The organism is Ruegeria sp. BE3 (genome assembly GCF_056538865.1).
In genome coordinates, this window is sequence record NZ_JBQFTW010000006.1 from 62116 (window position 1) to 86058 (window position 23943).

General features: G+C 59.4%; 22 protein-coding genes and 1 riboswitch. Of the genes, 14 read left to right on the forward strand and 8 right to left on the reverse strand.

Going from position 1 to position 23943, the window contains the following annotated elements:
* Positions 1 to 162: 162 nt before the first annotated feature.
* From ACR0AZ_RS14555 to ACR0AZ_RS14575, 5 genes are all read left to right on the forward strand, one after another.
* Positions 163 to 2001 (forward strand): ABC transporter ATP-binding protein, encoded by a 1839-nt coding sequence (locus tag ACR0AZ_RS14555; RefSeq protein ID WP_480667733.1) that lies wholly within the window; start codon positions 163 to 165, stop codon positions 1999 to 2001.
* Positions 1998 to 3830: an ABC transporter ATP-binding protein gene (locus ACR0AZ_RS14560; RefSeq protein WP_480667734.1), complete on the forward strand. Its 1833-nt coding sequence runs from the start codon at positions 1998 to 2000 to the stop codon at positions 3828 to 3830. The genes ACR0AZ_RS14555 and ACR0AZ_RS14560 overlap by 4 nt, the downstream gene beginning before the upstream one ends.
* Before the next feature lie 39 nt (positions 3831 to 3869).
* Positions 3870 to 5093: a class I SAM-dependent RNA methyltransferase gene (locus ACR0AZ_RS14565; RefSeq protein WP_480667735.1), complete on the forward strand. Its 1224-nt coding sequence runs from the start codon at positions 3870 to 3872 to the stop codon at positions 5091 to 5093.
* A gap of 22 nt (positions 5094 to 5115) precedes the next feature.
* A complete protein-coding gene (locus ACR0AZ_RS14570) occupies positions 5116 to 5901 on the forward strand; it encodes an ion transporter (RefSeq protein WP_480660150.1) in 786 nt (261 codons plus the stop codon).
* A 62-nt stretch (positions 5902 to 5963) separates the two neighbouring features.
* The gene (locus ACR0AZ_RS14575) at positions 5964 to 6482 is read left to right on the forward strand and encodes a L,D-transpeptidase family protein (RefSeq protein ID WP_480471358.1); all 519 of its coding nucleotides are present in this window, start codon (positions 5964 to 5966) and stop codon (positions 6480 to 6482) included.
* Here ACR0AZ_RS14575 and ACR0AZ_RS14580 read toward each other — a convergent pair.
* The 7 genes from ACR0AZ_RS14580 to cysQ form a co-directional block, all read right to left on the reverse strand.
* Entirely contained in the window at positions 6466 to 7917 is a 1452-nt protein-coding gene (locus ACR0AZ_RS14580) for a nodulation protein NodH (RefSeq protein WP_480667736.1), read from the reverse strand. The genes ACR0AZ_RS14575 and ACR0AZ_RS14580 overlap by 17 nt on opposite strands.
* Positions 7918 to 7923: 6 nt before the next feature.
* Complete coding sequence (locus ACR0AZ_RS14585) at positions 7924 to 9621, reverse strand: DUF5927 domain-containing protein (protein WP_480667737.1); 1698 nt, start codon at positions 9619 to 9621, stop codon at positions 7924 to 7926.
* Positions 9618 to 10604 carry a glycosyltransferase family 2 protein gene (locus tag ACR0AZ_RS14590; protein WP_480667805.1) on the reverse strand — a complete coding sequence of 329 codons (987 nt, stop codon included), beginning with the start codon at positions 10602 to 10604 and terminating at the stop codon, positions 9618 to 9620. The genes ACR0AZ_RS14585 and ACR0AZ_RS14590 overlap by 4 nt, the downstream gene beginning before the upstream one ends.
* A 147-nt stretch (positions 10605 to 10751) precedes the next feature.
* Positions 10752 to 11798: a glycosyltransferase family 2 protein gene (locus ACR0AZ_RS14595; protein WP_480667738.1), complete on the reverse strand. Its 1047-nt coding sequence runs from the start codon at positions 11796 to 11798 to the stop codon at positions 10752 to 10754.
* Positions 11795 to 12778 carry a UDP-glucose 4-epimerase GalE gene (gene galE, locus ACR0AZ_RS14600; RefSeq protein WP_480667739.1) on the reverse strand — a complete coding sequence of 328 codons (984 nt, stop codon included), beginning with the start codon at positions 12776 to 12778 and terminating at the stop codon, positions 11795 to 11797. Before galE ends, ACR0AZ_RS14595 begins: the two co-directional genes overlap by 4 nt.
* Complete coding sequence (locus ACR0AZ_RS14605) at positions 12775 to 13575, reverse strand: 3-deoxy-manno-octulosonate cytidylyltransferase family protein (RefSeq protein WP_480667740.1); 801 nt, start codon at positions 13573 to 13575, stop codon at positions 12775 to 12777. The genes galE and ACR0AZ_RS14605 overlap by 4 nt, the downstream gene beginning before the upstream one ends.
* Positions 13575 to 14372 (reverse strand): 3'(2'),5'-bisphosphate nucleotidase CysQ, encoded by a 798-nt coding sequence (gene cysQ / locus ACR0AZ_RS14610; RefSeq protein ID WP_480667741.1) that lies wholly within the window; start codon positions 14370 to 14372, stop codon positions 13575 to 13577. The genes ACR0AZ_RS14605 and cysQ overlap by 1 nt, the downstream gene beginning before the upstream one ends.
* A gap of 123 nt (positions 14373 to 14495) precedes the next feature.
* Between cysQ and ACR0AZ_RS14615 the strand changes: the two genes are divergently transcribed.
* On the forward strand, positions 14496 to 15317 hold the full coding sequence (locus ACR0AZ_RS14615) for an ABC transporter permease (RefSeq protein ID WP_480471366.1): 822 nt from the start codon (positions 14496 to 14498) through the stop codon (positions 15315 to 15317).
* Positions 15318 to 15374: 57 nt separating this feature from the next.
* On the opposite strand, the gene ACR0AZ_RS14620 is transcribed toward ACR0AZ_RS14615, so the two are convergent.
* Entirely contained in the window at positions 15375 to 15977 is a 603-nt protein-coding gene (locus tag ACR0AZ_RS14620) for an alpha-ketoglutarate-dependent dioxygenase AlkB family protein (RefSeq protein ID WP_480660157.1), read from the reverse strand.
* Positions 15978 to 16190: 213 nt separating this feature from the next.
* On the opposite strand from ACR0AZ_RS14620, the gene dnaK reads away from it, so the two are divergent.
* The 8 genes from dnaK (at position 16191) to ACR0AZ_RS14660 (ending at position 23926) form a co-directional block, all read left to right on the forward strand.
* A complete protein-coding gene (gene dnaK / locus ACR0AZ_RS14625; protein ID WP_480471368.1) occupies positions 16191 to 18098 on the forward strand; it encodes a molecular chaperone DnaK in 1908 nt (635 codons plus the stop codon).
* Positions 18099 to 18172: 74 nt separating this feature from the next.
* Entirely contained in the window at positions 18173 to 19321 is a 1149-nt protein-coding gene (gene dnaJ / locus ACR0AZ_RS14630; RefSeq protein ID WP_480471369.1) for a molecular chaperone DnaJ, read from the forward strand.
* 174 nt (positions 19322 to 19495) lie between these two features.
* Positions 19496 to 19601: riboswitch (TPP riboswitch) on the forward strand.
* Between the two features lie 47 nt (positions 19602 to 19648).
* Positions 19649 to 20452, forward strand: a complete 804-nt coding sequence (thiD, locus tag ACR0AZ_RS14635) for a bifunctional hydroxymethylpyrimidine kinase/phosphomethylpyrimidine kinase (RefSeq protein ID WP_480471938.1) — start codon at positions 19649 to 19651, stop codon at positions 20450 to 20452.
* Complete coding sequence (locus tag ACR0AZ_RS14640) at positions 20449 to 21426, forward strand: FAD-dependent oxidoreductase (RefSeq protein WP_480471370.1); 978 nt, start codon at positions 20449 to 20451, stop codon at positions 21424 to 21426. Before thiD ends, ACR0AZ_RS14640 begins: the two co-directional genes overlap by 4 nt.
* Complete coding sequence (thiS, locus tag ACR0AZ_RS14645; protein WP_480471371.1) at positions 21410 to 21604, forward strand: sulfur carrier protein ThiS; 195 nt, start codon at positions 21410 to 21412, stop codon at positions 21602 to 21604. Before ACR0AZ_RS14640 ends, thiS begins: the two co-directional genes overlap by 17 nt.
* A gap of 2 nt (positions 21605 to 21606) precedes the next feature.
* Positions 21607 to 22371: a thiazole synthase gene (locus ACR0AZ_RS14650; protein WP_480471372.1), complete on the forward strand. Its 765-nt coding sequence runs from the start codon at positions 21607 to 21609 to the stop codon at positions 22369 to 22371.
* Positions 22368 to 22964: a thiamine phosphate synthase gene (locus ACR0AZ_RS14655; protein ID WP_480471373.1), complete on the forward strand. Its 597-nt coding sequence runs from the start codon at positions 22368 to 22370 to the stop codon at positions 22962 to 22964. Before ACR0AZ_RS14650 ends, ACR0AZ_RS14655 begins: the two co-directional genes overlap by 4 nt.
* A complete protein-coding gene (locus ACR0AZ_RS14660; protein ID WP_480471374.1) occupies positions 22961 to 23926 on the forward strand; it encodes a ThiF family adenylyltransferase in 966 nt (321 codons plus the stop codon). The genes ACR0AZ_RS14655 and ACR0AZ_RS14660 overlap by 4 nt, the downstream gene beginning before the upstream one ends.
* Positions 23927 to 23943 lie beyond the last annotated feature (17 nt).

Below are 23943 nucleotides of genomic sequence, written 5' to 3' on the forward strand. Positions count from 1 at the left end.
TTTGATTTGGCAGGGTGCGCCTATCTCATAATGGAGGGAGGAATGCGAATGTATTACGGGATCTGGTTCGGCTAAAGCCCGGAACACGTGACCCGTAGGGGTGGTGTTCTGGCGCCATCTTTCTTCGCATGACCTATTTTCTGCTCAATCGGAGCACCCTCCATGTTTCGCTATTTTGAAAACCTTGTTGACCCTTTTGTCGCCTATGAAGAAGTCGATACGCCGCACACGCGGCTTTGGCCCTTCATGCTGGACTATACCCGTCCGTTTTATCGCGTGTTCCTGTGGGCAGGCCTGATCTCGGTTGTCGTGGCCGCGGTCGAGGTCGGATTGATCTACTACATGGGCCGTGTCGTCGATCTGCTGTCCGGCGCGCCATCAGAAGTCTGGCAAGCACACGGTACCGAGCTGATGCTGATGGCGGCGTTTGTCCTGCTGCTGCGGCCCTTGCTCCATGTCGTCGACGTGCTGTTGTTGAACAACGCAATCCTGCCGAATATCGGCACCATCTTCCGGTGGCGTGCGCATAAGCATGTTTTGCGTCAGTCGGTTGGCTGGTTCGAGAATGATTTTGCCGGCCGCATTGCCAATCGGATCATGCAGACCCCTCCGGCGGCGGGTGAGGCCGTTTTTCAGGTCTTCGACGCGATTTCGTTTTCACTGGCCTATCTGGTCGGCGCGGGGATTCTGTTGATGGCAGCCGATCCCCGTCTGCTGCTGCCGCTGGTCATCTGGTTTGCTCTTTATGCGTTGCTGGTGCGCTGGGCGGTTCTGCGGGTCGGGCCGGCCTCCAAGGCCGCATCCGATGCGCGTTCGGCTGTGACGGGGCGTGTGGTGGACAGCTATACCAACATCCATTCGGTCAAGATGTTCGCCCATGACTCGCAGGAACTGGACTATGCCCGCGAAGCCATCGAGGAAACCCGGCACACCTTTCAGGTCGAGATGCGGATCTTCACCATCATGGATGCGGTGCTGGTCACACTGAATGGCATGCTGATCGTTGGGGTTGTCGGCTGGGCGCTTGTTCTGTGGATGCAGGGCAGCGCTTCGGTTGGGGTGGTCGCAGCGGCGACAGCGTTGACGCTGCGGCTCAATTCCATGACCGGCTGGATCATGTGGGCCCTGACCAGTTTCTTCCGTCAACTCGGTGTCGTCGCCGAAGGGATGGAGACCATCGCGCAGCCCATCGAACTGCTGGATGAGATCGAGGCCGAGCCCCTGCGGCTGGAGCAGGGACAGATCGAAATCCGTGACCTGTCGCATCATTATGGCCGCAAGGCCGGTGGGCTGGATCACGTCAACCTAACCATCAAACCGGGCGAAAAGATCGGTCTGATCGGACGTTCGGGTGCCGGGAAATCGACCTTGGTCAAGCTGCTTTTGCGGTTTTACGACGTGGAGCAGGGGGCGATTCTGATCGATGGTCAGGACATCTCGACCGTGACGCAGGACAGTTTGCGCAGCCATATCGGGATGGTTCAGCAGGACAGCGCTCTGCTGCATCGTTCGGTGCGGGCCAATATCCTCTATGGCCGCCCCGGCGCCACCGAGGCACAGATGATCGACGCAGCCAAACAGGCCGAAGCGCATGAGTTTATCCTCGATCTGCAGGATCCGCAGGGCCGCACCGGTTATGATGCGCATGTGGGCGAGCGGGGCGTGAAACTGTCCGGCGGTCAGCGGCAGCGCGTGACCCTTGCGCGGGTGATCCTGAAAGACGCGCCGATTTTGCTGTTGGACGAGGCCACATCCGCCCTAGATTCCGAGGTCGAAGCTTCGATTCAGGAAACGCTCTACGGCATGATGCAAGGTAAAACTGTGATCGCCATTGCGCACAGGCTCAGTACGATCGCGCAGATGGACCGCATTCTGGTCATGGATGGTGGTCGGATCGTCGAACAGGGCGGTCATTCCGATCTGCTGGCGCAAGGAGGGCTTTACGCCCAGTTCTGGGCGCGGCAATCTGGTGGCTTCCTGAACCCGGAGGCCGCTGAATGAGGATTGCAGACCTCATCCAACCGTTCAACGCCACCCAAACGCCCCCGCCGCAATCGCTGGGGGCGTTCATTCGCTGGGCCTTGTCCGGGGCGTGGCCGATGCTGTTTGTCGCAGCCGCCTTCTCGGCCACAGCGGGCGCGATGGAGGCCGGAACCGCGTGGATATTGGGGCGCGTGATCGACGTAGCCACGTCAGGCGGACCCGATGCCTTTCTGACCGGCGGCAATCTGTGGATGATCCTGGGCGCCGTGGCTTTTTTCATGCTGCTGCGTCCCGTGTTTTTCGGCCTGTCGGCCTTTTCGAACAACTATATCGTCATGCCCAATATCCCGCCGCTGGTTCTGGCCAAGCTGAACCATTGGACGCTAGGCCAATCGGTCACCTATTTCGACGATGATTTCGCGGGCCGGATCGCGCAAAAGCAGGTTCAGACGGCAACGGCGCTGACCTCTGTCGTGTCGGAAACGATCAGTGCAATCGTGTTTGCCTTGGCCTCGTTGGTGGGTTCTTTGCTTTTGTTAGGATCTATTCATCCGTTTGTCATGCTGCCCTTTGTGGCATGGCTTGTGGTCTATTTCCTGCTGGTGCGCTGGTATCTGCCGCGCATCCGCAAACGCTCGGGCGCGCGGGCGGGGGCACGGGCGATGGTGTCGGGGCAGATCGTGGATACGATCACCAATATCAAAACCGTCAAGCTGTTCGCCCATGCAAGGCACGAGGATGAAGCGGCGCGCAGCTCGATGGTCGATCTGCGCGAACGGTCGCTGGAGTTCGGGCTGCTCTCGGCCAGCTTCCGGCTGATCCTGATGACATTGGCGGGTGTTTTGCCGGTGATGCTGATAGGGGCAACGCTGTGGCTGTGGCAGGCAGGTAATGCGACCACGGGTGATATCGTCGCCGCAGGGGCGGTATCCGTGCGGATCTCACAAATGACCGGCTGGGTCAGTTTCACGCTGATGGGCCTTTATGCCAACGTCGGCGAGATCGAGAACGGGATGCATACCTTGACCAAGCGCGACCGGGTCGAGGATGCGATGACCGCCTCTGAGCTGATTGTCTCAGAAGGTGAGATTGCGTTTGATCATGTCAGTTTTGCTTATGGCCGCGATATTGGCGGTGTCTCCGATCTGCATTTCACCGCCGCACCAGGCGAAAAGCTGGGCATTGTGGGGGCGTCAGGTGCAGGAAAATCGACCTTGGTTTCGCTGCTGCTCAGGCTCTACGACGGCGAAAAAGGCGTTATTCGCATCGATGGGCAGGATGTCAACCAGGTCACTCAGGACAGCTTGCGCCGCCAGATCGGCATGGTCACGCAGGAAACCGCAATGTTCAATCGCTCGGCGCGTGAGAATATCCTCTATGGCCGCCCCGACGCATCCGAGGTCGAGTTGATCGAAGCCGCAACCAAGGCCGAGGCGCATGAATTTATCCTCGGGCTTGAGGATGCGCAGGGCCGTAAGGGCTATGATGCGCATCTGGGGGAACGGGGCGTGAAGCTCAGCGGTGGGCAACGGCAGCGGATCGCTCTGGCCCGCGCCATCTTGAAAGACGCACCGATTTTGGTGCTGGACGAAGCCACTTCGGCGCTGGATTCCGAGGTTGAAGCCTCGATTCAGGCTGCGCTGCATCGCGTGATGCAGGGCAAGACCGTTCTGGCAATCGCGCACCGCCTCTCTACACTCAGCGAAATGGACCGGATTATTGTTCTGGATCACGGTCACATCGTCGAAAGCGGCACGCATGAGGCATTATTAGAGCGCGGCGGGCTGTACGCCCGGTTCTGGCATCGCCAATCCGGCGGGTTCATTCAGGCGGAGGCCGCGGAATAAGGGGTTTTGTTGCGACCAAACCCCCGCTATCAGGCCCTCATGACGCAGCACTACACCATAAGCCGCCTTGGCCATCAGGGTGACGGCATCGCCGATGGGCCTGTCTACGCGCCCCGCACGCTGCCGGGCGAGGTGGTCAGCGGAACGCTCGACGGACAGGTCTTGTCCGACATCCGTGTTGAAACCCCGTCGGATCAGCGGGTCAAAGCGCCCTGTCGCCATTACAACGCCTGTGGTGGTTGCCAGTTGCAGCACGCGGCCGATGATTTTGTCGCCGACTGGAAGGTTGCGGTGGTGCGCAACGCGCTGGCCGCGCAGGGGCTCGATGCCCCGATGCGGCCCATTCACACCTCGCCCGAACATTCGCGCCGCCGGGCCACTATCGCGGTGCGGCGCACCAAAAAGGGCACTCTGGCCGGATTCCATGGCCGCGCGTCGGACACGATCACCGAAATCCCCGACTGCCATCTGCTGCACCCCGCCCTGATCGCCGCCATCCCGGTGGCCGAGGCGCTGGCCCTTCTGGGCGGCAGTCGCAAGGGTGTGCTGGCCGTGACGCTGACCCTGTCCGAAAACGGTCTGGATGTGGCGGTGAAAGGTGGCAAGCCGCTGGACGGCCCGCTGGAACTGGCGCTGGCGCAAGCGACCGAACATCACGGCCTTGCCCGGCTCAGCTGGGACGATGAGGTGATTGCCATGCGGGAACCGCCCCTGCAGCGCTTTGGCGCCGCCGGTGTGGTCCCGCCGCCCGGGGCTTTCCTGCAGGCCACAAAAGACGGAGAACAGGCTCTGTTACAGGCCGTTACCGAGGCAACTCAGGGCGCTAAGCGGATTGTTGATCTGTTCGCGGGCTGCGGCACCTTCTCTTTACCGCTGGCCCAATCGGCCGAGGTGCACGCGGTTGAAGGCGAAGCCGAGATGACCACAGCCCTGGATCAGGGCTGGCGCAAGGCTCAAGGCCTGAAACAGGTCACAACCGAGGCGCGCGACCTGTTTCGCCGCCCTCTCATGCCCGATGAACTGCGGAAGTTCGATGCCGTTGTCCTCGACCCGCCGCGTGCGGGGGCCGAGGCGCAGGTGGTTGAGCTGGCCGAAGCCAAACGCCCGGTGATCGCGTATGTCTCATGCAATCCGGTGACCTTTGCCCGCGATGCAAAAATGTTGGTTAACGCCGGATATACCCTTGAATGGGTACAGGTGGTTGACCAATTTCGATGGTCGTCACACACCGAACTTGCCGCTCGGTTCGTCTTAAACAAATAGCCCTGAGATAAGGACCACCCGCATGGGGATCGCCCAACGTCTGCTGCCTGTCATCGAAGCCCCGGCTTTCGGGAAATTCATCACCGGTGTGATTCTGTTCAACGCGATTCTGCTGGGGATGGAAACCTCACCCACGCTGATGGAGGTGGCGGGTCCGCTAATCGTGACGCTCGACAAGCTATGCCTCACCATCTTCGTTATCGAAATCGTGATGAAACTGATCGCCACGGGGCGCCGGTTCTTCACCAGCGGCTGGAATGTCTTTGACTTCGTGATCGTCGGTGTTGCCCTTGTACCCAGCGCCGGGGCGCTTTCGGTTCTGCGGGCGCTACGGATTCTACGGGTTTTGCGCGTCATCTCGGTCGCGCCTCGGCTGCGCCGGGTGGTCGAAGGGTTCATCTCGGCCTTGCCGGGTATGGCCAGCGTGTTCCTGCTGATGGCGATCCTGTTCTACATCGGGGCTGTGATCTCGACCAAGCTGTTCTCGAACAGCTTTCCGGACTGGTTCGGCGATTTGGGTCTGTCGGCCTATACCCTGTTCCAGATTATGACGCTGGAAAGCTGGTCCATGGGCATCGTCCGCCCGGTGATGGATATCTACCCTTATGCCTGGTTGTTCTTTGTGCCCTTCATCATGGTGACCACATTCGCGGTGGTAAACCTGCTCGTCGGTCTGATCGTGAACTCGATGCAGGATGCCCACCATGCCGAGGATGAGGTGAAAACCGATGCTTACCGTGACGAGGTTCTCGAACGTTTAGAATCGATCGAACGCCGCCTGGCAGAGCAGTCGAACATCAAAAAGTGATTTCAGTTTCGCACAAATCTGGCATAATAATTGGCAAAAAAGAGCAGCAGGCAGTGAATCTCATGGATCGTCGAGCATTTGGATTGGGGGCGATGGCAACGCTAAGCCTTTCGGCTTGTGCATCAGCCAGCCCTAAATTTTTGTCATATAACGGGCCCGAGGTGACCTCTCTGGTTATCAACAAGGGCGCGCGAAAGCTCTATCTTCTGCATAATGAGCAGATCCTGAAGGAATATAAGGTCGATCTTGGGTTTGCGCCGACCGGCACCAAAACTAAGAAGGGCGACGGGCGCACGCCCGAGGGCACCTATCTGATCGACCGCCGCAATCCGCGCAGTCGCTATCACCTGTCGCTGGGCATTTCCTATCCGAACTCGGCCGATATCGCGCAAGCCAAGGCCGCGGGTGTTGATCCGGGTGGTGATATCTTTATCCATGGCCAGCCCAACCTGCGATCCGAGTTCAAGCGCGCGAAGAAAACCCCGGATTGGACGGCTGGCTGCATCGCCGTAACTAACGAAGAGATCGAAGAGATTTACGCGATGGTGAACGAGGGCACGGTCATCACTCTGCGCGCCTGATGTTAAGCGGTTTCCAGCTTTCGAACCCAAACAGCAGATAATCGCGCTGGTAGGCTTGCACTGCCAGCGTTTCCAACGGCGCATCGTAAATCTGTTCCAGCGAGAATGGCATGTCTGTCTGCGCAGCGATTGGGGTTATGGGATCTTGATGGCCTAGCTTGGCGGCGAGCGCGGGCATGGCGGTCGCCATCTCATCCTCGCGCAGGATCAGGTCGGGCATGGCGAAACTGGCCATCCCCTCAAGCGTTTGCGCCTGACCGCACCATTCCCCGTCGACCCGGATCGGTGTCTGACCGGCCAGAATGCGTTGAAGCATTTCGAGGAATGCCGCAAACGCCTCCCGATGTTGATCAAGCGTGTAGTCGTCTTGATCAAGGGCCTCGGGAATCGGCAGCTCGTACCGTCTGCGCAACATATTGCGGATCTTTTTGTAGGCACCCGGCCCGGTACTAAGGATGCGGGAACAGAACACCGAATGCGCGCGCGCCAGCGGATGGCGCAGAACGGTGAATTTGCGATGCCCGGGATGCCCCTGCATCCAGCTGCGCATCTGTTTCTGATTGTGCCCGGTCAGCAAACCGTCCGGTTCGACACCGTCCAGATCAGCCATCCATTGCGCTACCTCGGCCTCGGGGCCGCCACGCACGGGCAGATACAACAGCGGTGTTCGTGGAGTGGCCACATAACGCGATACAGCCGGGCCGCGACGCGGTTCGTGATTGGGGAGGTGGTGCAGGCCAAACCGATCCTGATGCGACAACGCCTCTGCCATCTCTTGGGGATTGGTCACTTTCGAAAGCGCGGGCGCTGGGTTTTGTCGTTTCAGATGCTGATCCAGCGCTTCGAGCTGCTCATCGACCCCCAACCAAGCAGCAAGGCCGTTCAGGACCTCAAGATCGTTCAGATCTTCATAGTCGATACGGAAAGGCACCTGCCCCGTTCGTTGCAGGTGGCTTAGTACCGTCTGTTGAAAACTCTGCCGCTGCTGCAGTTGTTCGGCGAACTCATTGGTATCGAACGCAACCTGTGCCTCGCGCCGTTGTTTGATGTTGACCAGTTTCCACTGCTTGGTCTCCATCGCGATCTTCCACGACAGATAGCTGTCCAGTGGATTACGGGTAAGGATGATCTTGGCACAGCGTGGATCGTCCAGCATTGGCGAAAGGCCGCGCGTGTCATGATCGCTGAAAAAGCGAAACCCGTTGATTGCGCCGGGCGCGTTCCGGATTGCCTTGATCAGGGCATTCGGGTTTTCATCGCGCTCTTTCAGGGTGAAACCCAGAAGCTGATCCAGTTTCGGCAAACCGATGAAATACGGGTTGAACGCCTCCCCATGGCAGGTGATGCCCTCGAACGTGTTCAGATGCTGTTCCAACAGGTTCGATCCTGTGCGCATATCGGCCAGCACGATGAAAGTGTCAAAGGCGCGGGTCATTCAGGATTACTGCACCAGATAGGGTTTCTTGAAGGTCTTGGCTTGCGTGCCGAACACATCGTCGACCGGAAAATCCCCCATCAGATAGGGGTGCATCCCCTGGTTCTTGAGGTTTTGCAGGAACTTTCCAAACCCGGTCAGATCCACCATCGTCGGTGCTTCTGTCAGGTGGTTGGGCTGCGGTACGCCCATATCCTCAAGAATGGTCTGCAGCGGATCCATCGGAGATTCCACGAATTCCGCCATCGTCCAGGTTCGGATACGCGCCCTGGCCCTGGCCGTATCCAGAAGCTCCAACTGTTTGCTCTCCAGCTGTTGCAAGCGCGCCGCCTCGCACCGGATATCGGCAAAGTTCATGTTGGACCGGAACAGCGACACGGCCCAGGCACCGGTGACGATTGCGATCTGGGCGTTTTTATCGCGCACAAGGAACTCATTTATCTTCTGCGTATCCGCCGGGCAGAGTTGAAAGCACTGCCTCTCACCGCGGGTATTCCAGATCAGGTTCGACAGGAACGCATCAGGGTTATAGTCGCGCAAGGCGGCACAATCGCAGAGGCTGCCGTTGATCAGGGGCTCACCGCCTGCAAACTGCGCGTGGCCGGGGTGGAACAGGCGACCATGCACCCGCGCACCGGTGGTGTTGGCCAGCCAGGGTTCGAAATCTTCGAACAGCTCGGTAAAGCCCTGAAAAACCGAATAGGGATAAGCTGTTAAATTCAGCTCAGCTTTGTGACGTGGGAAGCGGCTTTGCATGTACAGCCCATCGCGCCCGCGCACTTTGCGTTCGACCGCTTTTGAGAACAGCCGGTCGATCTTGCCGGGATTGGGTTCCGCCGGGGTCATGGCGCTGCTCTGGTCGGTCAGAAAGGTCTGATACAACCGGTCCGCCTTGTACCAGACTTTGCGTGCCACAAAGCAGTCGGACCGGCGCAGCAGCTGCAGGTGGTCGTCATAGAACATATGCGGTCGACCCTGATAATCGAATTTCGACAGAGTCAGCGATCGGCTTTCGATATGGGTGGAATAGAGCCGCGCGAGCGTCTGGAAATAACTTTCGTCCGGGATCCAGACGCGCTGGAAATACTGATCATATTCCTCGCGCTTCGGGTCCTGCAGGATCGCGGACAGGGTTTGTCGAGTCAGGCACCACCACTGACTGCCCATATGGGGCACCAGCCCTTCGGGTATGGTGCGGCGCATCCCCAATGCGCGCTGCAGGCGCACGTAAGCGTCAAACAATCGACGCTGTTTGCGCCATGAGAACGGGAAGCGCAGGGTGAAACGCTCCAGATCCAGACCGCCCATGGTCCAGCTCACATCCCGTGTCGTGGCGCTTTCGATGAAGTCGACGCGGGGACGGTCGGCCAGATAGTCGATCAATTCGCGCACCGGGCGCAGGGGCAGACAGGCGCCCGAGGACAGATAGACGTGCCGGACATCCGGAAACCGTTCCAGCATCAGCGCAGCAGCGGATTGCGAGGCTGCGACAATTCCCCAACCGCCCCACTCACAGACATGCCGGTCCGAGAACTGGATCAGCGGATCGTCAGCACAGGCTGCCGCAAAGTCGGAGTAGGTTTTCCCGGGCACTTTGCGATCCACATGGATCACCACCGGGCAGCCCGAGGCCGTCCAATGCCGTGCCACCTGCTCGACCCGGTCGAGCGCGGTGTGGACCAGCATGACGATGCCGAGGCTCATGCCCAGTTTCCTTTCGACATCAGGCCAAGGATCTCAAGCTGGCGCCAGTTGATATATTTCTCGGACCATTTGTTCCAGAACACCGGATTATAGTCCAACTGCGTGGCATAGGCCTTGTATTCACCTGAGGCGCGATAATGTTCACCGCGCTGCATCTCTTCCCGCGCCTTGTCGCCCAACGTGTCGATCAGCTTGGCATGCAGCAGCGCGCCACTGGTTTTCTCGCCGCCCTTTTCCTCATAGACCTGATTGAGGCCGCGCGGCAGTAGCGCGTGGGTCGAGCTGACATAGGCATAGCGGCGATGCCATTTCACCAGCGGGATCTTGTTCAGTGCGGGGGCCTTTTTGGGTGCGTCCTGAAAGAACACCCGCGCCCGTGCACCGCCTTGTATCCACAGGTTTCCATAGGCCGGGTTGCGGGTGATCATGTAGTTTCCAGCGTCAAACCAGGGTGCCAGCTCGAACGGATTTTGCCCCTCGTCATAGGGCGCATCTTCAATCGTGCCCTCGGGGTACATGTCGATCAGCATAGTGCCGAAACTGCGTACGCCGGTATCGTCCAGCCAATCGGTCAGCGCGTCGATCGGGCGGGTGTCACAGAACGGGTAGACCAGGAACTCATCAGGATCGACCGTCAGCACCCAATGGCCATGGGCGTATGTGCGCAGCAGATAGTTCGACCAGTCCACGCCATAGGTCGACCGCTTGTAACTGGCATCGGCCCACCACACGGACACGTCGGATTGATCCGAGAGGTATTCGCGCGTGCCATCGTCGCTGTTGTTGTCGACAAACAGGAAATGGCTGACGCCCAGTTTGCGGTAATAGTCAAGGAAATAGGGCAGGCGGATCTTTTCGTTGCGTACGACGCTCATCAACAGAACGTCTTCGGGCCGGATCTGCGCGGTCTGGTTGCGGACCGCCTTCAATTCGCGCCGCTTGCGCAGGCAACGCAGAAGACGGCGCTTGCGCCGCAATCTCATGCGATAGGAATCCAAAAGGCTCACGCGGCTGCCCAACCCGTTTTGATACGTGTGCCTGCCCGGGGCCGCCTGGGGCCTGAGTGGTGCCGGACAATTAACGTTTTATGACACTTTCGCACCTTGTGAGGCAACGGGTTTAAATACGGTTTACTTCCCCGCTGTGGCCGGAAATCCCCCTGCGTTCATCAGACCGAGGGCCTGCAATTGTTGCCAATCGCGCAGCCGCTCGGATTGTGGGGTCCAAAGATCAGGTCCGCTGATGATCCCGTCGTAATAGGCACCGAACCGGTCCGGGTCGTGAAAATGCTGATGCCGCGTCTTCTCTGACCGGGACTTTTCGATGACTTCGGGCAGGAATTTGGTGTGCAGCAGCACGCCCGACGGGGCCTGCCCTTCTGGCCCGTCATAGGTAAAGTTCAACCCGCGCGGCAGAGCGGAATGGCAGGAGTTCACATAAGCCATGCGCCGCGACCAGCGCACCAGCGGGATTTTGTTCAGCGTTGGGGATTTCTTCGGCTGATCAGCAAAAAACGCCCGCTCACGCACCCCGCCCTGAACCCACAGGTTGCCCAAAGGCTGCTGGCGCTGGGCGCGATAGGGCGCGGGGTCAAACCAACTCAGAATCTGGGTCGGGTCGGCTTCAGGGTCATGGGTTTGTGTCCCCAAAGACCCTTTGGGGTACAGGTCCAGCATCAACGCGCCAAACGCGGCTTGATCCTGCGCATCCAGCCATGCGGTCAGGTCTTGCAACGGGCGTGTTTCATGATGGGCATAGATCAGCAGTTCATCGGCATCGACCATCAGCGTCCAATGGCCGTGGCCATAGCGCATCTGCAACCATGTCAGCCAGTCCAGCCCAAACCGCGCCGCGCGGTAGCTGGCTTCGGTCCGCCACAGTGATACGTCGGGCTGTTCCGACAGGTAAGCGACGGAACCATCGTCGCTGCCATTGTCCACCATCAGAAAGTGATTAACGCCCAGCCTGCGGTAGTGATGGAAGAACCAGGGCAGACGGGTGATTTCGTTGCGCAGGGTGGTGAAGGCCAGAATGTCACCCGGTTTGATCTGGTTTGTCCGATCTGAAAGCACCGTCAGTTGATGACGGCTGCGAAACGATCGCCACAACAACCGCCGGCGTTTCAGGCGCAGCTTATAGCGCTGCACCCAATTCAGCGGCTGATCTTGTGTACTCACGTCGAATAGCTGCCGGTCTGATGCCAGCGCCACGCATCGGTGATCATCGTCTCTAACGTGGATCTTTTGGGCGCCCAGCCCAGCTCTTCTTCGGCCCGGACCGAGCCCGAGACGAGCCGTGTGCAATCCCCTGCACGTCGCGGCCCAATCGTATAGGGCACTTCGCGGTTGGTGATGGCTTTGCAATGCTCGATCACCTCCATCACCGAAAAGCCGGACCCTGTACCCAGGTTGAATACGCAGCTGTCTTTGCCCTGCTCCAGCCAGTGCAGCCCAAGAACATGCGCATCAACCAGATCGCAAACATGCACGTAGTCGCGAATGCAGGTGCCATCGGGCGTGTCATAGTCCGTGCCAAACACGGTCAGCCCGTCGCGTTTACCCGCGATGGCATCCAGCATCAGCGGTACCAGATGTGTTTCAGGCTGATGGAATTCGCCAACCTCCGCCTCGGGGTCAGCGCCAGCGACGTTGAAATAGCGGAAGATTACGTGGTTCAGCCCATGAGCCGCCTGAAAGTCGCGCAGGATATCCTCGATGGCCCGCTTTGACGCGCCATAAGCGTTCAGGGGGTGCTGAGGCGTCGCCTCATCCAGAACCACATTGTCATGGTCGCCATAAGTGGCGCAGGTCGAGGAAAAGACGAAGTTCAAACATCCCGCATCCACTGCTGCCTGGATCAGGTTCAAGGACCCGGTCACGTTGTTCGACCAGTATTTTCCCGGCTCGTTCATTGCTTCGCCCACTTGGCTGAGGGCGGCGAAATGCATCACGGCGGCGGGTTGGTATTTGCTAAACACTTCATCCAGCCGGGTGCGGTCCATCAGATCGCCTTGTTCGAAGGGTCCAAATTTCACCGCGTCCCGCCAACCCGTGATCAGATTGTCATAGGTCACCGGAACATAACCCGCCTGCGCCAATGCTTTGCAGGCGTGCGACCCGATATAACCAGCGCCGCCGGTGACCAGAATATGGATCATTCCAGTCCCATCGCGGCCATCATCTCCTCGATCTTGGCGACGTCTTGTGGGTTGTTCAGTTCCCAGAACTGACGGCCTTTTGCCTCGACCTCGACGCACAGAACCTTGCGGCCGTTTTCCATAAACCGCAGCTGCTCTAGCCCTTCCAGAGTTTCCAGCGGACCGCTTGTCCAGCCGGGATAGGCCGCCAGCGCGTCGGGACGATAGGCATAGACACCGACATGGTGGAACACCGGGGTCGGGTCGGTGCTGGAATAGGTCTCGGCGGTATAGGGAATTACCTCTTTCGAGAAATAAAGTGCGCTGTGATCGTTCCCGAACACCGCCGTCGTGCCACCCACACGGCCATGTTTGCGGTCATTCAGCAACCCGTTCAGCGCATCGCCATCACAGCGCAGAACCGGGGTGGCCACGCCAGCCTCAGGCGCGGCGCGCAACCCGTTGATCAGGTCTTCGACGAACCAATGCGGGGTCAGCGGCGCGTCACCCTGCAGGTTAACCACGATATCATATCCACCGCCCAGCACCGCATGCGCCTCAGCGCAGCGTTCGGTGCCATTGCGGCAGGTGTCCGAGGTCATCACCACCTCGGCCCCGAATCCCTCGGCGACTTCGCGGATGCGGTCGTCATCGGTGGCCACAACCACACGGTCCACGCCCGAAACGGATATCGCCGCGCGCCAGGACCGTTCGATTAAAGTCATGCTGGCCCCATTGGCGCCGGTCAGCGGCACCAGAGGTTTGCCCGGATAGCGGGTCGAGGCATAGCGGGCGGGAATGGCGATCAATACAGACATCAGGCTTCCTTCAGATCTACGCCCGGAGCATAGGCGATGAAAAACGGGTTGGCATAGCCGTCCTTGCCATAGGTCAGCGGCGAATGGTCATCAAAACGCACCACATCGCCACCGGCACCGGCCAGAACGGCATGGCCTGCGGCAGTGTCCCACTCCATCGTGCGGCCTACGCGCGGATAGAGGTCGGCCTCTCCGGTCGCAACCAGACAAAACTTCAGCGACGACCCGGCGCTCTTGCTGTCGCGCACCTGATATTTGTTGATGTAATCCTCGGTTGCCTGATCCCGGTGCGACTTGGACGCAACGATCATCAACGCCGAATTGTCCGGTTTAGAAACTGATATCGGTGACAGAGCGCCCGGCTGATCTTTGTCCAGGACACCGGTTTCCTCGACCGATTGCCCATCGGCCTGCGTATAGAACATCCGACCCCGCGCAGGCGCATACACCACACCTCGCGTCGGCACGCCACTCTCGACCAGCGCGATATTCACCGTGAAATCACCCCGCCGGTTGATGAATTCCTTGGTGCCGTCCAGAGGGTCAACGATCAGGAAAGTCTCACCCTTTTCCGAATGCGAGGCCGCCTGTTCCTCGGTCACCAGCAGGATATCGGGAAAGGCCTCGCGCAAGCCCTCTGAGATCAGCGCATCCGCCGCCTCATCCGCCTCGGTCACCGGGCTGGAATCGGATTTGACTTTGACGTCGAAATCATCCGCCTCATAGATCTGCATGATCTTGTCCCCGGCCTGAAGGGCCAGCCGCCGGATGACGGGAATTAGGGCGTCATAGGTCACAAAAAAGCTCCGTTCCTGAGGTTTGTTGATCCGTGTTGCTGACGGACTTATGATGCGGCGGATACGGAACGGCAAGAATTTCGTGCCACAGTCGCGGGCAACGCAGCAGAAAAGAGCAGTCGAGTGTTCAAGTATCAAAGAAATCGGTCACTGCTGGGCGGGGCCTTCACCACGGCCGAACTGATTTTTCACGCGGTGGTGCGCAATATCCGCTCACAGCATGCCAATGCCGTGATGGCGATCATTATCAACATTCTTCAGGTGGTTGTGGTTGCAACCGCATTTTATTTCATCCTGTCCTTCATGGGCACACGGATTGCAAAAATCCGGGGTGAGTTCATTCTGTTTCTGCTGTCTGGCGTGTTTCTGTTCATCACGCATATCAAAACGGTTGGGGCCGTTTCTGGTGTTGGGACTGGCAACAATCCGATGACACTGCATTCACCGATGACCATGATGGTGATGCTTTCAGCTGCGGCTTTCGGGGCGCTATATACGCAGCTGATGTCGATCCTGATAATCCTGTTTGTCTACAGCGTGACAGTCTCACCGCTCGAGATTCAGGAACCTGGCGGAGCCTTTGCGATGCTGGTGTTGGCGTGGTTTACAGGATGCGCAGTCGGGCTGGTCTTTCTGTCGATCAAGCCGTGGTTTCCAAACACGGCGACGATCCTGAACAACGTCTATCGCCGCATGAACATGGTCTTTTCCGGTAAGATGTTCGTGGGCAATGCGCTGGGTGGTTTCATGTTGACCATGTTCGCCTGGAACCCTCTGTTTCATATCATCGACCAGTGCCGGGGCTTTGTGTTCCGCAATTATTTTCCCCGCAACAGCAGCTGGGAATACGCGCTTTGGGTCGGCATCGTTTTGACCATGATCGGGCTTCTGGCCGAGTTCTATACCCGCAAGCAGGTCTCGAAAAGCTGGGATGCGCGGCGCTGATCTTTGCGAGCCGCGAAATTTGTTCCGAAAACCGGCTCCCACTTGTCGGATTGCGCTTCAGGTCGCAACCCGTAGCGTCAGGTTGATCCGCCCGCCCTTCGGCAGCAACCGGGATGAGCCGAACCGGATGCGATCCACCCCGTGATAGGCCAGCCGTGCCGGGCCGCCCATGATCACCACATCGCCCGAGCTCAGCCAGATCGACTCGGTCTTGCCGCCGCGCGTGGTGTTGCCGATGCGGAACAGGGCGTCGTCGCCCAATGATATTGACAGAACCGGCCACGAGAAATCGGCCTCATCCTTGTCCTGGTGCAGGCCCATCCGGGTGCCTTCGCCGTAGTAATTGATCAAACAGCAATCGGGTTTCCGGTCCGCGCCAGTTAAGTCCTGCCAGATCGCCAAAATCTCATCCGGAATCGCGGGCCATGTCATGCCCTTTGGATGGCTGTCCTGATACCGATACCCCGTCCGATCTGTGACCCAGCCCAACGCCCCGGCCGAGGTCATGCGCACCGACATCTCCTTGCCCGAAGGCGTGACGGGCCGATAGAGCGGCGCAGCTTTCAGAATCGGTCGTAGCAGGTCAATCAAACCAGCTTGCGCCACCGCATCCAGATAGCCCTTGCGGATATCAAATCCGCGCAAAAGCAGCCGCGCCATTCAAGATTCCCCAAACCTTGCCAAAACCTTGCCAAAAAAGGCCGCAGAATCCCTAAAACCAGCGTTTCTGAACGCTTGCAGGCCCCTGATCTCGTCCTTATATACGCCTCGACGCGCGATGGTGTAGTGCTGTCGCGCACAACAATCGGGGGCAGGATGCCGCAACGGGTCCAACCCTCGGGACATCGCCTTGAAGAGAAAGGGATTGAAAATATGGGAAAAGTAATCGGGATTGACCTCGGTACCACCAACTCGTGTGTGGCCATCATGGACGGCTCGCAGCCGAAGGTCATCGAAAACGCCGAAGGGGCGCGGACCACGCCCTCGATCGTCGCCTTCACCGAAGATGAGCGACTGGTCGGTCAGCCTGCAAAACGTCAGGCGGTCACCAACCCCGACAACACGATCTTTGGCGTCAAGCGTCTGATCGGTCGTCGTGTGGATGATGCCGAAGTCGAAAAAGACAAGAAAATGGTGCCGTATGCCATCGTTGATGGCGGCAATGGCGACGCGTGGGTTGAAGCCCGCGGTGAAAAGTACTCCCCAAGCCAGATCTCGGCCTTCACTCTGGGCAAGATGAAGGAAACCGCCGAAAGCTATCTGGGTGAGGACGTCACGCAGGCGGTCATCACCGTTCCGGCATACTTCAACGACGCGCAGCGTCAGGCCACCAAAGACGCCGGCAAAATCGCCGGTCTGGAAGTGCTGCGGATCATCAACGAACCGACAGCGGCTGCTCTGGCCTATGGTCTGGACAAAGAAGAAACCCAAACCATCGCGGTTTATGACCTTGGTGGTGGTACCTTCGACGTGACCATTCTGGAAATCGACGACGGCCTGTTCGAGGTTAAGTCGACCAACGGTGACACCTTCCTGGGTGGTGAAGACTTTGACATGCGCATCGTCAACTACCTGGCAGATGAGTTCAAAAAGGAACACGGTGTCGATCTTTCTGCTGACAAGATGGCCCTGCAGCGTCTGAAAGAAGCCGCTGAAAAAGCCAAGATCGAACTGTCTTCGACTTCGCAGACTGAAATCAACCAGCCGTTCATCTCGATGGGTTCGAACGGTCAGCCGCTGCACATGGTCATGAAACTGACCCGTGCCAAGCTGGAATCGCTGGTTGGCGATCTGATCAAAAAGTCGATGAAGCCTTGCCAGGCTGCCTTGAAAGACGCGGGCCTGTCGGCTGGCGACGTGGACGAAGTTGTTCTGGTCGGTGGTATGACTCGCATGCCGAAAGTGATCGAAGAGGTCACCAAGTTCTTCGGTAAAGAGCCGCACAAGGGTGTGAACCCGGACGAAGTGGTTGCCATGGGCGCCGCCATTCAGGCTGGTGTTCTGCAGGGTGACGTCAAAGACGTGGTTCTGCTGGACGTGACTCCGCTGTCGCTGGGTATCGAGACGCTGGGTGGCGTGTTCACCCGTCTGATCGACCGCAACACCACGATCCCGACCAAAAAGTCTCAGGTCTTCTCGACCGCCGAGGATAACCAGAACGCCGTGACCATCCGCTGTTTCCAGGGTGAGCGCGAAATGGCTGCGGACAACAAGATCCTGGGTCAGTTCAATCTGGAAGAGATCCCGCCCGCACCGCGCGGAATGCCTCAGATCGAGGTGACTTTTGACATCGATGCCAACGGCATTGTCTCGGTTTCGGCCAAGGACAAAGGCACGGGCAAAGAGCAGAAGATCACTATCCAGGCTTCGGGCGGTCTGTCGGATGAAGATATCGACAAGATGGTCAAGGACGCCGAGGAAAACGCCGAGGCGGACAAGGCCCGCAAAGAGCTGGTCGAAGCCAAGAACCAGGCCGAAAGCCTTGTCCACGCGACCGAGAAATCGATCGAGGAACATGGCGACAAGGTCGACCCGTCGACCGTCGAAGCGATCGAGCTGGCCGTTGCCGCGCTCAAGGATGAGCTGGAAACGGACAATGCTGACAAGATCAAGTCGGGCATCCAGAACGTCACCGAGGCGGCCATGAAGCTGGGCGAAGCCATCTACAAGGCGCAAGCGGAAGAGGGCGAAGAAGAGCCTGCTGCCGCCGATGAAGCGCCGGGTGAAGATGACATCGTCGACGCCGAGTTCGAAGATCTGGACGACGACAAGCGTAACTAACGGGTAACCGGGCCAATTTGGGCCGGTCCGGTTGCCGGGCCGGCCCGATTACGTTGAGGCAGAAGGAAATACTGATGTCCAAACGCGACTATTACGAAGTGCTCGGCGTGTCCAAGGGCGCTTCTGCGGATGAGATCAAGAAAGGCTTTCGCAAGAAAGCTAAGGAATTGCATCCCGATCGCAACAAGGACAATCCTGATGCCGAGTCGCAGTTCAAAGAGGCCAATGAGGCCTATGATGTACTGCGCGATGCCGATAAAAAGGCCGCCTATGACCGCTTTGGCCACGCCGCGTTTGAAAACGGCATGGGGGGCGGAGGCCGCCCCGGTGGCGGCTTTGGCGGGCAAGGCGATTTCTCCAGCGCATTCTCGGATGTATTCGACGACCTGTTCGGCGACTTCATGGGTGGTCAGCGCGGAGGCGGCGGACGCCGCGCCGCACGCGGGTCGGACTTGCGTTATAACCTGCGCGTGACGCTGGAAGAGGCCTATGCAGGCCTGCAAAAAACCATCAACGTGCCCACGGCTGTTGCCTGTTCTTCTTGCGAGGGCACGGGGGCCGAAGGTGGTGTCGAACCAACGGCTTGTCCGACCTGTTCCGGCATGGGCAAGGTTCGCGCACAGCAAGGTTTCTTTACAGTCGAACGCACCTGCCCGACCTGTTCCGGTCTTGGGCAGATCATCAAAAACCCCTGTAAATCCTGCGGTGGCGCTGGTCGTGTCGAAAAAGAACGCGCCTTGTCGGTGAACATCCCTGCTGGCGTCGAGACCGGCACCCGCATCCGTCTGGCGGGCGAGGGCGAGGCTGGAATGCGCGGTGGTCCTCCGGGCGATCTTTATATCTTCGTCGAAGTGTCCGAGCACAAACTGTTCGAACGCGACAGCGTAAACCTCTATTGCCGCGTGCCGGTCAGAATGGCCAAGGCCGCGCTGGGCGGATCTATCGAGGTGCCGACCATCGACGGCGGTCGCGGCCGCGTTCAGATCCCTGCAGGCAGCCAGTCTGGCCGCCAGATGCGCCTGCGCGGCAAAGGCATGCCTGCCCTGCGCGGCGGCGGTGTCGGCGACATGTTCATCGAGCTGGCTGTGGAAACGCCGGTAAACCTGACCAGCCGCCAAAAAGATCTGCTGCGCGAGTTTGACGATCTGGGCGAAGATAACCACCCGGAATCAAAAAGCTTCTTCTCTTCGGTCAAATCCTTTTGGGATGGCATGAAGGGCTGAACCGCTTCAAAAAAGGGGGCTCTGCCCCCGCCGCCCTTCGGGCGTCTCCCTTGGGATATTCATAGCCAGATGAAGCGGGGGATCCGTTCTTCATCTGGCCCCAAATATCCCGGAGCGCGAGGCAGAGCCTCGCAAAATCCCCTTGATTCTTTGCGCCCCACCTGAGATGGTCCGCGCCAACCGTTGGGGTGCCCTTTCAAGGGGCTGAGAGCTGCTGTTGCATCAACCCATCGAACCTGATCCGGGCAATACCGGCGGAGGGAACGGTCTTACACTGAGCAGACGTTTTCCACGCCTCCGTTGCCCCTAAACAGATGGAGCATGCGGATGGCGCCTATTGCGTTGACAATCGCGGGGTCGGACAGTGGCGGCGGGGCTGGGATTCAGGCCGACCTTAAGGCCATGTCGGCCTTGGGCGTTTACGGTGCCAGCGTCATAACCGCCGTGACCGCGCAGAATACGCGGGCCGTGACGGCTGTGCACGGTATACCGCTCGACGTTATCGCAGCGCAGATCGATGCGGTTCTCAGTGACTTGAACGTTCGGGCCATCAAGATCGGCATGCTGGCCACGCCCGACATTATCCACACGGTGGCGAGTGCAATTTCCGAGTTTGATGGTCCGGTCGTGCTCGATCCGGTCATGATCGCCAAGTCGGGGGATGCTCTGCTGGCAGATGAGGCGGTGCAGACGCTGCGTGAGGTTCTTCTCCCGCGCGCCACCGTATTGACCCCCAATCTGCCTGAGGCCGCGCGCCTGCTTGAGCAATCTGTGGCAGAATCGCCCGATGACATGGTTGCACAGGGACGGGCGTTGTGTGCGCTGGGTGCAAAATCTGTTCTGATGAAGGGTGGACATGGCGCCGGGGATGTCTGTCATGATCTGCTGATTGACGCATTGGGCCCGTTGCACGAATTTAAGGCGCCGCGGCAACACACCAGGAACACGCATGGTACTGGATGTACCCTATCCTCTTCGATTGCGGCTGGACTGGCACAAGGCCTTTCGCTTGAGGGGGCGGTTTCTCAGGCGCATGAGTATTTGCAGGGCGCAATCTTGGCGGCGGATGATCTGAGGATCGGTCGGGGTCACGGGCCGGTGCATCACTTTCATCGGGTCTGGTCCGCGTGACTGTCTGGTCCGTCATAGGGGCAGGCGTCGCCGGTCTTGCGGTGGCCAGTGAGATGTCTTCGCGCGGGGCGCGGGTGCAGGTGTTTGATCCTGGTGGTTCTCCGGGTCCGCATGGATGTTCCTGGTGGGCCGGGGGGATGCTGGCCCCTTGGTGTGAGTTTGAAAACGCCGAAGAGCCGGTTTTGCGCCTGGGTCAGCAAGCCATCGATTGGTGGGCGACGCGGACTAGGATGGATCGCCGGGGGACGCTGGTTGTGGCCAATGCCCGGGACCTGCCGGATCTGCGCCGCTTTGCGCGTCGAACGCATGGCTTTGAGGAGGTGGCGCACGACGATATCTCCACGTTAGAGCCTGATTTGCATGGATTTGGTAAAGGCCTCTATTTCACGGATGAGGCTCATGTCGATCCGCGCCAGGCGTTGCAGGACTTATATCGTGACCTGAAAGATCAGGGCGTCACCTTTCATCAGAAACTCGCCCCTGCGCGGCTTGAGAACGCGATTGATTGCCGGGGGCTGCACGCGCGTGAGGTTCTGCATGATCTGCGCGGCGTGAAGGGTGAGATGCTGGTAATCCGCTGCTCGGATGTGGTGCTGACGCGACCTGTGCGTCTGCTGCACCCGCGCATGCCGCTCTATATCGTGCCGCGTGGTGATGGTGTCTATATGCTGGGCGCGACGATGATCGAATCCGAGGACAGCAGCCGGATCACGGCGCGGTCGATGCTCGAATTGCTCAGCGCGGCCTATGCGTTGAACCCGGCCTTTGGTGAGGCGGAGGTGCTGGAGATCGGCGTCGATCTGCGCCCCGCTTTTCCGGATAACCTGCCACGTATCCGGCGCTTGGGTCGGACAATCTATGCCAACGGGCTGTACCGCCACGGCTATCTGCTCGCCCCGGCATTGGCAAAAGGCGTGGCTGATTTGGCGCTTGAGAACAAACATTCGGAGATGGTCGATGAAGATCGTGCTTAACGGCGAGGCGCGCGAAGTGCGGGCCGAAACTCTGACCGAGCTGTTGGAGGAATGCGGTTTTTCGGGCCGCGTCGCCACCGCTGTGAACGAAGATTTCGTGCCCTCCAGCCTGCGCATCGCCCACAAACTGACGGATGGCGACCGGGTTGAAGTGGTCGCGCCGATGCAGGGGGGCTGAGGATGAAGACATTCTATGGAACCGAACTGCCCAACCCGCTGATGCTGGGCACCGCGCAATATCCCAGCCCCGCGATTCTGGAGCAAGCCTTCCGCGACAGCGGGGCAGGGGTGGCGACGGTTTCCCTGCGCCGGGAATCCGGGGCCGGGCAGACGTTTTGGCAGATGATTCAGGACCTTGGCGTGCTGATCCTGCCCAATACGGCTGGGTGCCATACAGTGAAAGAGGCGGTGACTACCGCCCAGATGGCGCGCGAAGTCTTCGACACCAACTGGATCAAGCTGGAACTGATCGGTCACACTGACAGCCTGCAACCGGATGTGTTCCAACTGGTCGAGGCTGCGCGCATCCTGACCGAGGACGGGTTTCAGGTTTTCCCCTACACCACCGATGATCTGATTGTGGGCGAACGCCTGCTTGAGGCCGGGTGCGAGGTGCTGATGCCCTGGGGTGCACCCATCGGCTCGGGTCGCGGGCTGAACAATGAATACGCTCTGCGTGCGATGCGGGCGGAATTCCCCGATGTGCCGCTGGTGATCGACGCGGGTATTGGACTGCCCAGCCACGCTGCGCACGCGATGGAGCTGGGTTATGACGCCGTTCTGCTGAACACCGCCGTGGCTCGCGCCGGTGATCCGGGGATGATGGCCCGCGCCATGATGCGCGCGATTGAGGCCGGGCAAATGGCCCATCAGGCCGACCCGATTGAGGCGCGCGATATGGCGGAACCCTCGACCCCCGTGATTGGAAAGGCCTTCCTGTCATGACACTGGACCGTTTCTATCCGATCTTTGATCACGTGGACTGGCTGCAGCGGATGCTGCCTTTGGGCGTGAAGCTGGTGCAGCTGCGAGTGAAGGACCAGCCCGATGCGGTGGTGCGCGAGCAGATCGCACTCGCACGAGACCTTTGCCGTGCTCAGGGTGCTGTTCTGGTGGTGAATGACTATTGGCAAATGGCCATCGATCTGGGCTGTGACTGGATTCATCTGGGGCAGGAGGATCTGGACGATGCCGACCTTACCGCTATCCGAAAAGCCGGCCTGAAACTGGGCGTTTCAACCCATGACGATGATGAGCTTGAGCGTGTTCTGGCCATGGACCCGGACTATGTCGCGCTGGGGCCGGTCTATCCGACCATCCTGAAAAAGATGAAGTGGCATCAGCAAGGCTTGCCGCGCGTGACCGAATGGAAGGCACGCGTCGGGGACATTCCCTTGGTCGGTATCGGCGGGATGAGCGTTGAACGTGCGCCGGGTGTGCTGGATGCTGGGGCAGACATCGTCTCGGTTGTCACGGATATCACCCTGAACACCGACCCCGAGGCGCGCGTGCGTCAGTGGATCGAGGTCACCAGATGAGCCGCTACGCCCGCCAGACCTTGCTGCCCGAAGCAGGGGCCGAGGGGCAGGCCCGCCTCGCGTCGGCTCATGTGCTGGTCATCGGCGCGGGTGGTCTGGCTGCTCCGGCGCTTCCTTTGCTTACCGGGGCCGGGATCGGGCAGATTACGATCGTCGATGGCGATACCGTTGATCTGTCGAACCTGCATCGTCAAACCTTGTTTACTGAGGCGGACTGCGGGCGCTTCAAAGCGGATGTCGCGGCTGATCGTTGCCGGGCGCTGAATGGCGAGATCGAGCTTGCCGGTCAAAAACAGGCTCTAACAAGCGTGAATGCCGCTTCCATGGTGGCGCAGGCGGATGTGATCCTCGACTGCGCAGATAGCTATGCGGCCAGCTATATCCTGTCGGACACCTGTCTGGCCCAGGGTAAACCGCTGATCAGCGCCTCGGTGCTGGGCCTGTCTGGCTATGTTGGCGGGTTTTGCGGCGGTGCCCCGTCGTTGCGTGCCTTGTTCCCGGACGCACCGGACAGTGGGGCCAGCTGCGCGACCGCTGGGGTTCTGGGTCCGGTCGTGGGCATCATCGGTGCGACGCAGGCGCAGATGACGCTGAACCTGATCCTTGGCATCCAGCCATCGCCGCAGGGTCAGATGGTGCAATATGATGGCCGTACCCTGCGCAGCAGCAGTTTCCGGTTCGACGATGCGCCCGAGCCGAACAGCTGTTTTCGCTTCCTTTCGGCCGACCAACTGACGACAGATGACCAGATTGTTGACCTGCGCAGTCACGACGAAGCGCCCATCCCCGTGCATCCCGGCGCGGCGCGCGTTTCGCCGGATAAACTGCATGAAATAGACCCTAATAATGGCAAACGGCTTGCACTGTGCTGTGCCACCGGTCTGCGTGCATGGCGCGCGGCTGAAAAGATTCAACCGGATTGGCCGGGCGAGATTGTCCTCGTCGCGGCCTCAACCTCGTGAATGAAAAGGAAACGCGA

Coding starts and splice junctions, on each gene's coding strand:
- ACR0AZ_RS14555 (WP_480667733.1), top strand. CDS start 163: ATGTTTCGCTATTTTGAAAACCTTGTTGACCCTTTTGTCGCCTATGAA.
- ACR0AZ_RS14560 (WP_480667734.1), top strand. CDS start 1,998: ATGAGGATTGCAGACCTCATCCAACCGTTCAACGCCACCCAAACGCCC.
- ACR0AZ_RS14565 (WP_480667735.1), top strand. CDS start 3,870: ATGACGCAGCACTACACCATAAGCCGCCTTGGCCATCAGGGTGACGGC.
- ACR0AZ_RS14570 (WP_480660150.1), top strand. CDS start 5,116: ATGGGGATCGCCCAACGTCTGCTGCCTGTCATCGAAGCCCCGGCTTTC.
- ACR0AZ_RS14575 (WP_480471358.1), top strand. CDS start 5,964: ATGGATCGTCGAGCATTTGGATTGGGGGCGATGGCAACGCTAAGCCTT.
- ACR0AZ_RS14580 (WP_480667736.1), bottom strand. CDS start 7,917: ATGACCCGCGCCTTTGACACTTTCATCGTGCTGGCCGATATGCGCACA.
- ACR0AZ_RS14585 (WP_480667737.1), bottom strand. CDS start 9,621: ATGAGCCTCGGCATCGTCATGCTGGTCCACACCGCGCTCGACCGGGTC.
- ACR0AZ_RS14590 (WP_480667805.1), bottom strand. CDS start 10,604: ATGAGATTGCGGCGCAAGCGCCGTCTTCTGCGTTGCCTGCGCAAGCGG.
- galE (WP_480667739.1), bottom strand. CDS start 12,778: ATGATCCATATTCTGGTCACCGGCGGCGCTGGTTATATCGGGTCGCAC.
- ACR0AZ_RS14605 (WP_480667740.1), bottom strand. CDS start 13,575: ATGTCTGTATTGATCGCCATTCCCGCCCGCTATGCCTCGACCCGCTAT.
- ACR0AZ_RS14620 (WP_480660157.1), bottom strand. CDS start 15,977: ATGGCGCGGCTGCTTTTGCGCGGATTTGATATCCGCAAGGGCTATCTG.
- dnaK (WP_480471368.1), top strand. CDS start 16,191: ATGGGAAAAGTAATCGGGATTGACCTCGGTACCACCAACTCGTGTGTG.
- dnaJ (WP_480471369.1), top strand. CDS start 18,173: ATGTCCAAACGCGACTATTACGAAGTGCTCGGCGTGTCCAAGGGCGCT.
- thiD (WP_480471938.1), top strand. CDS start 19,649: ATGGCGCCTATTGCGTTGACAATCGCGGGGTCGGACAGTGGCGGCGGG.
- thiS (WP_480471371.1), top strand. CDS start 21,410: ATGAAGATCGTGCTTAACGGCGAGGCGCGCGAAGTGCGGGCCGAAACT.
- ACR0AZ_RS14650 (WP_480471372.1), top strand. CDS start 21,607: ATGAAGACATTCTATGGAACCGAACTGCCCAACCCGCTGATGCTGGGC.
- ACR0AZ_RS14655 (WP_480471373.1), top strand. CDS start 22,368: ATGACACTGGACCGTTTCTATCCGATCTTTGATCACGTGGACTGGCTG.
- ACR0AZ_RS14660 (WP_480471374.1), top strand. CDS start 22,961: ATGAGCCGCTACGCCCGCCAGACCTTGCTGCCCGAAGCAGGGGCCGAG.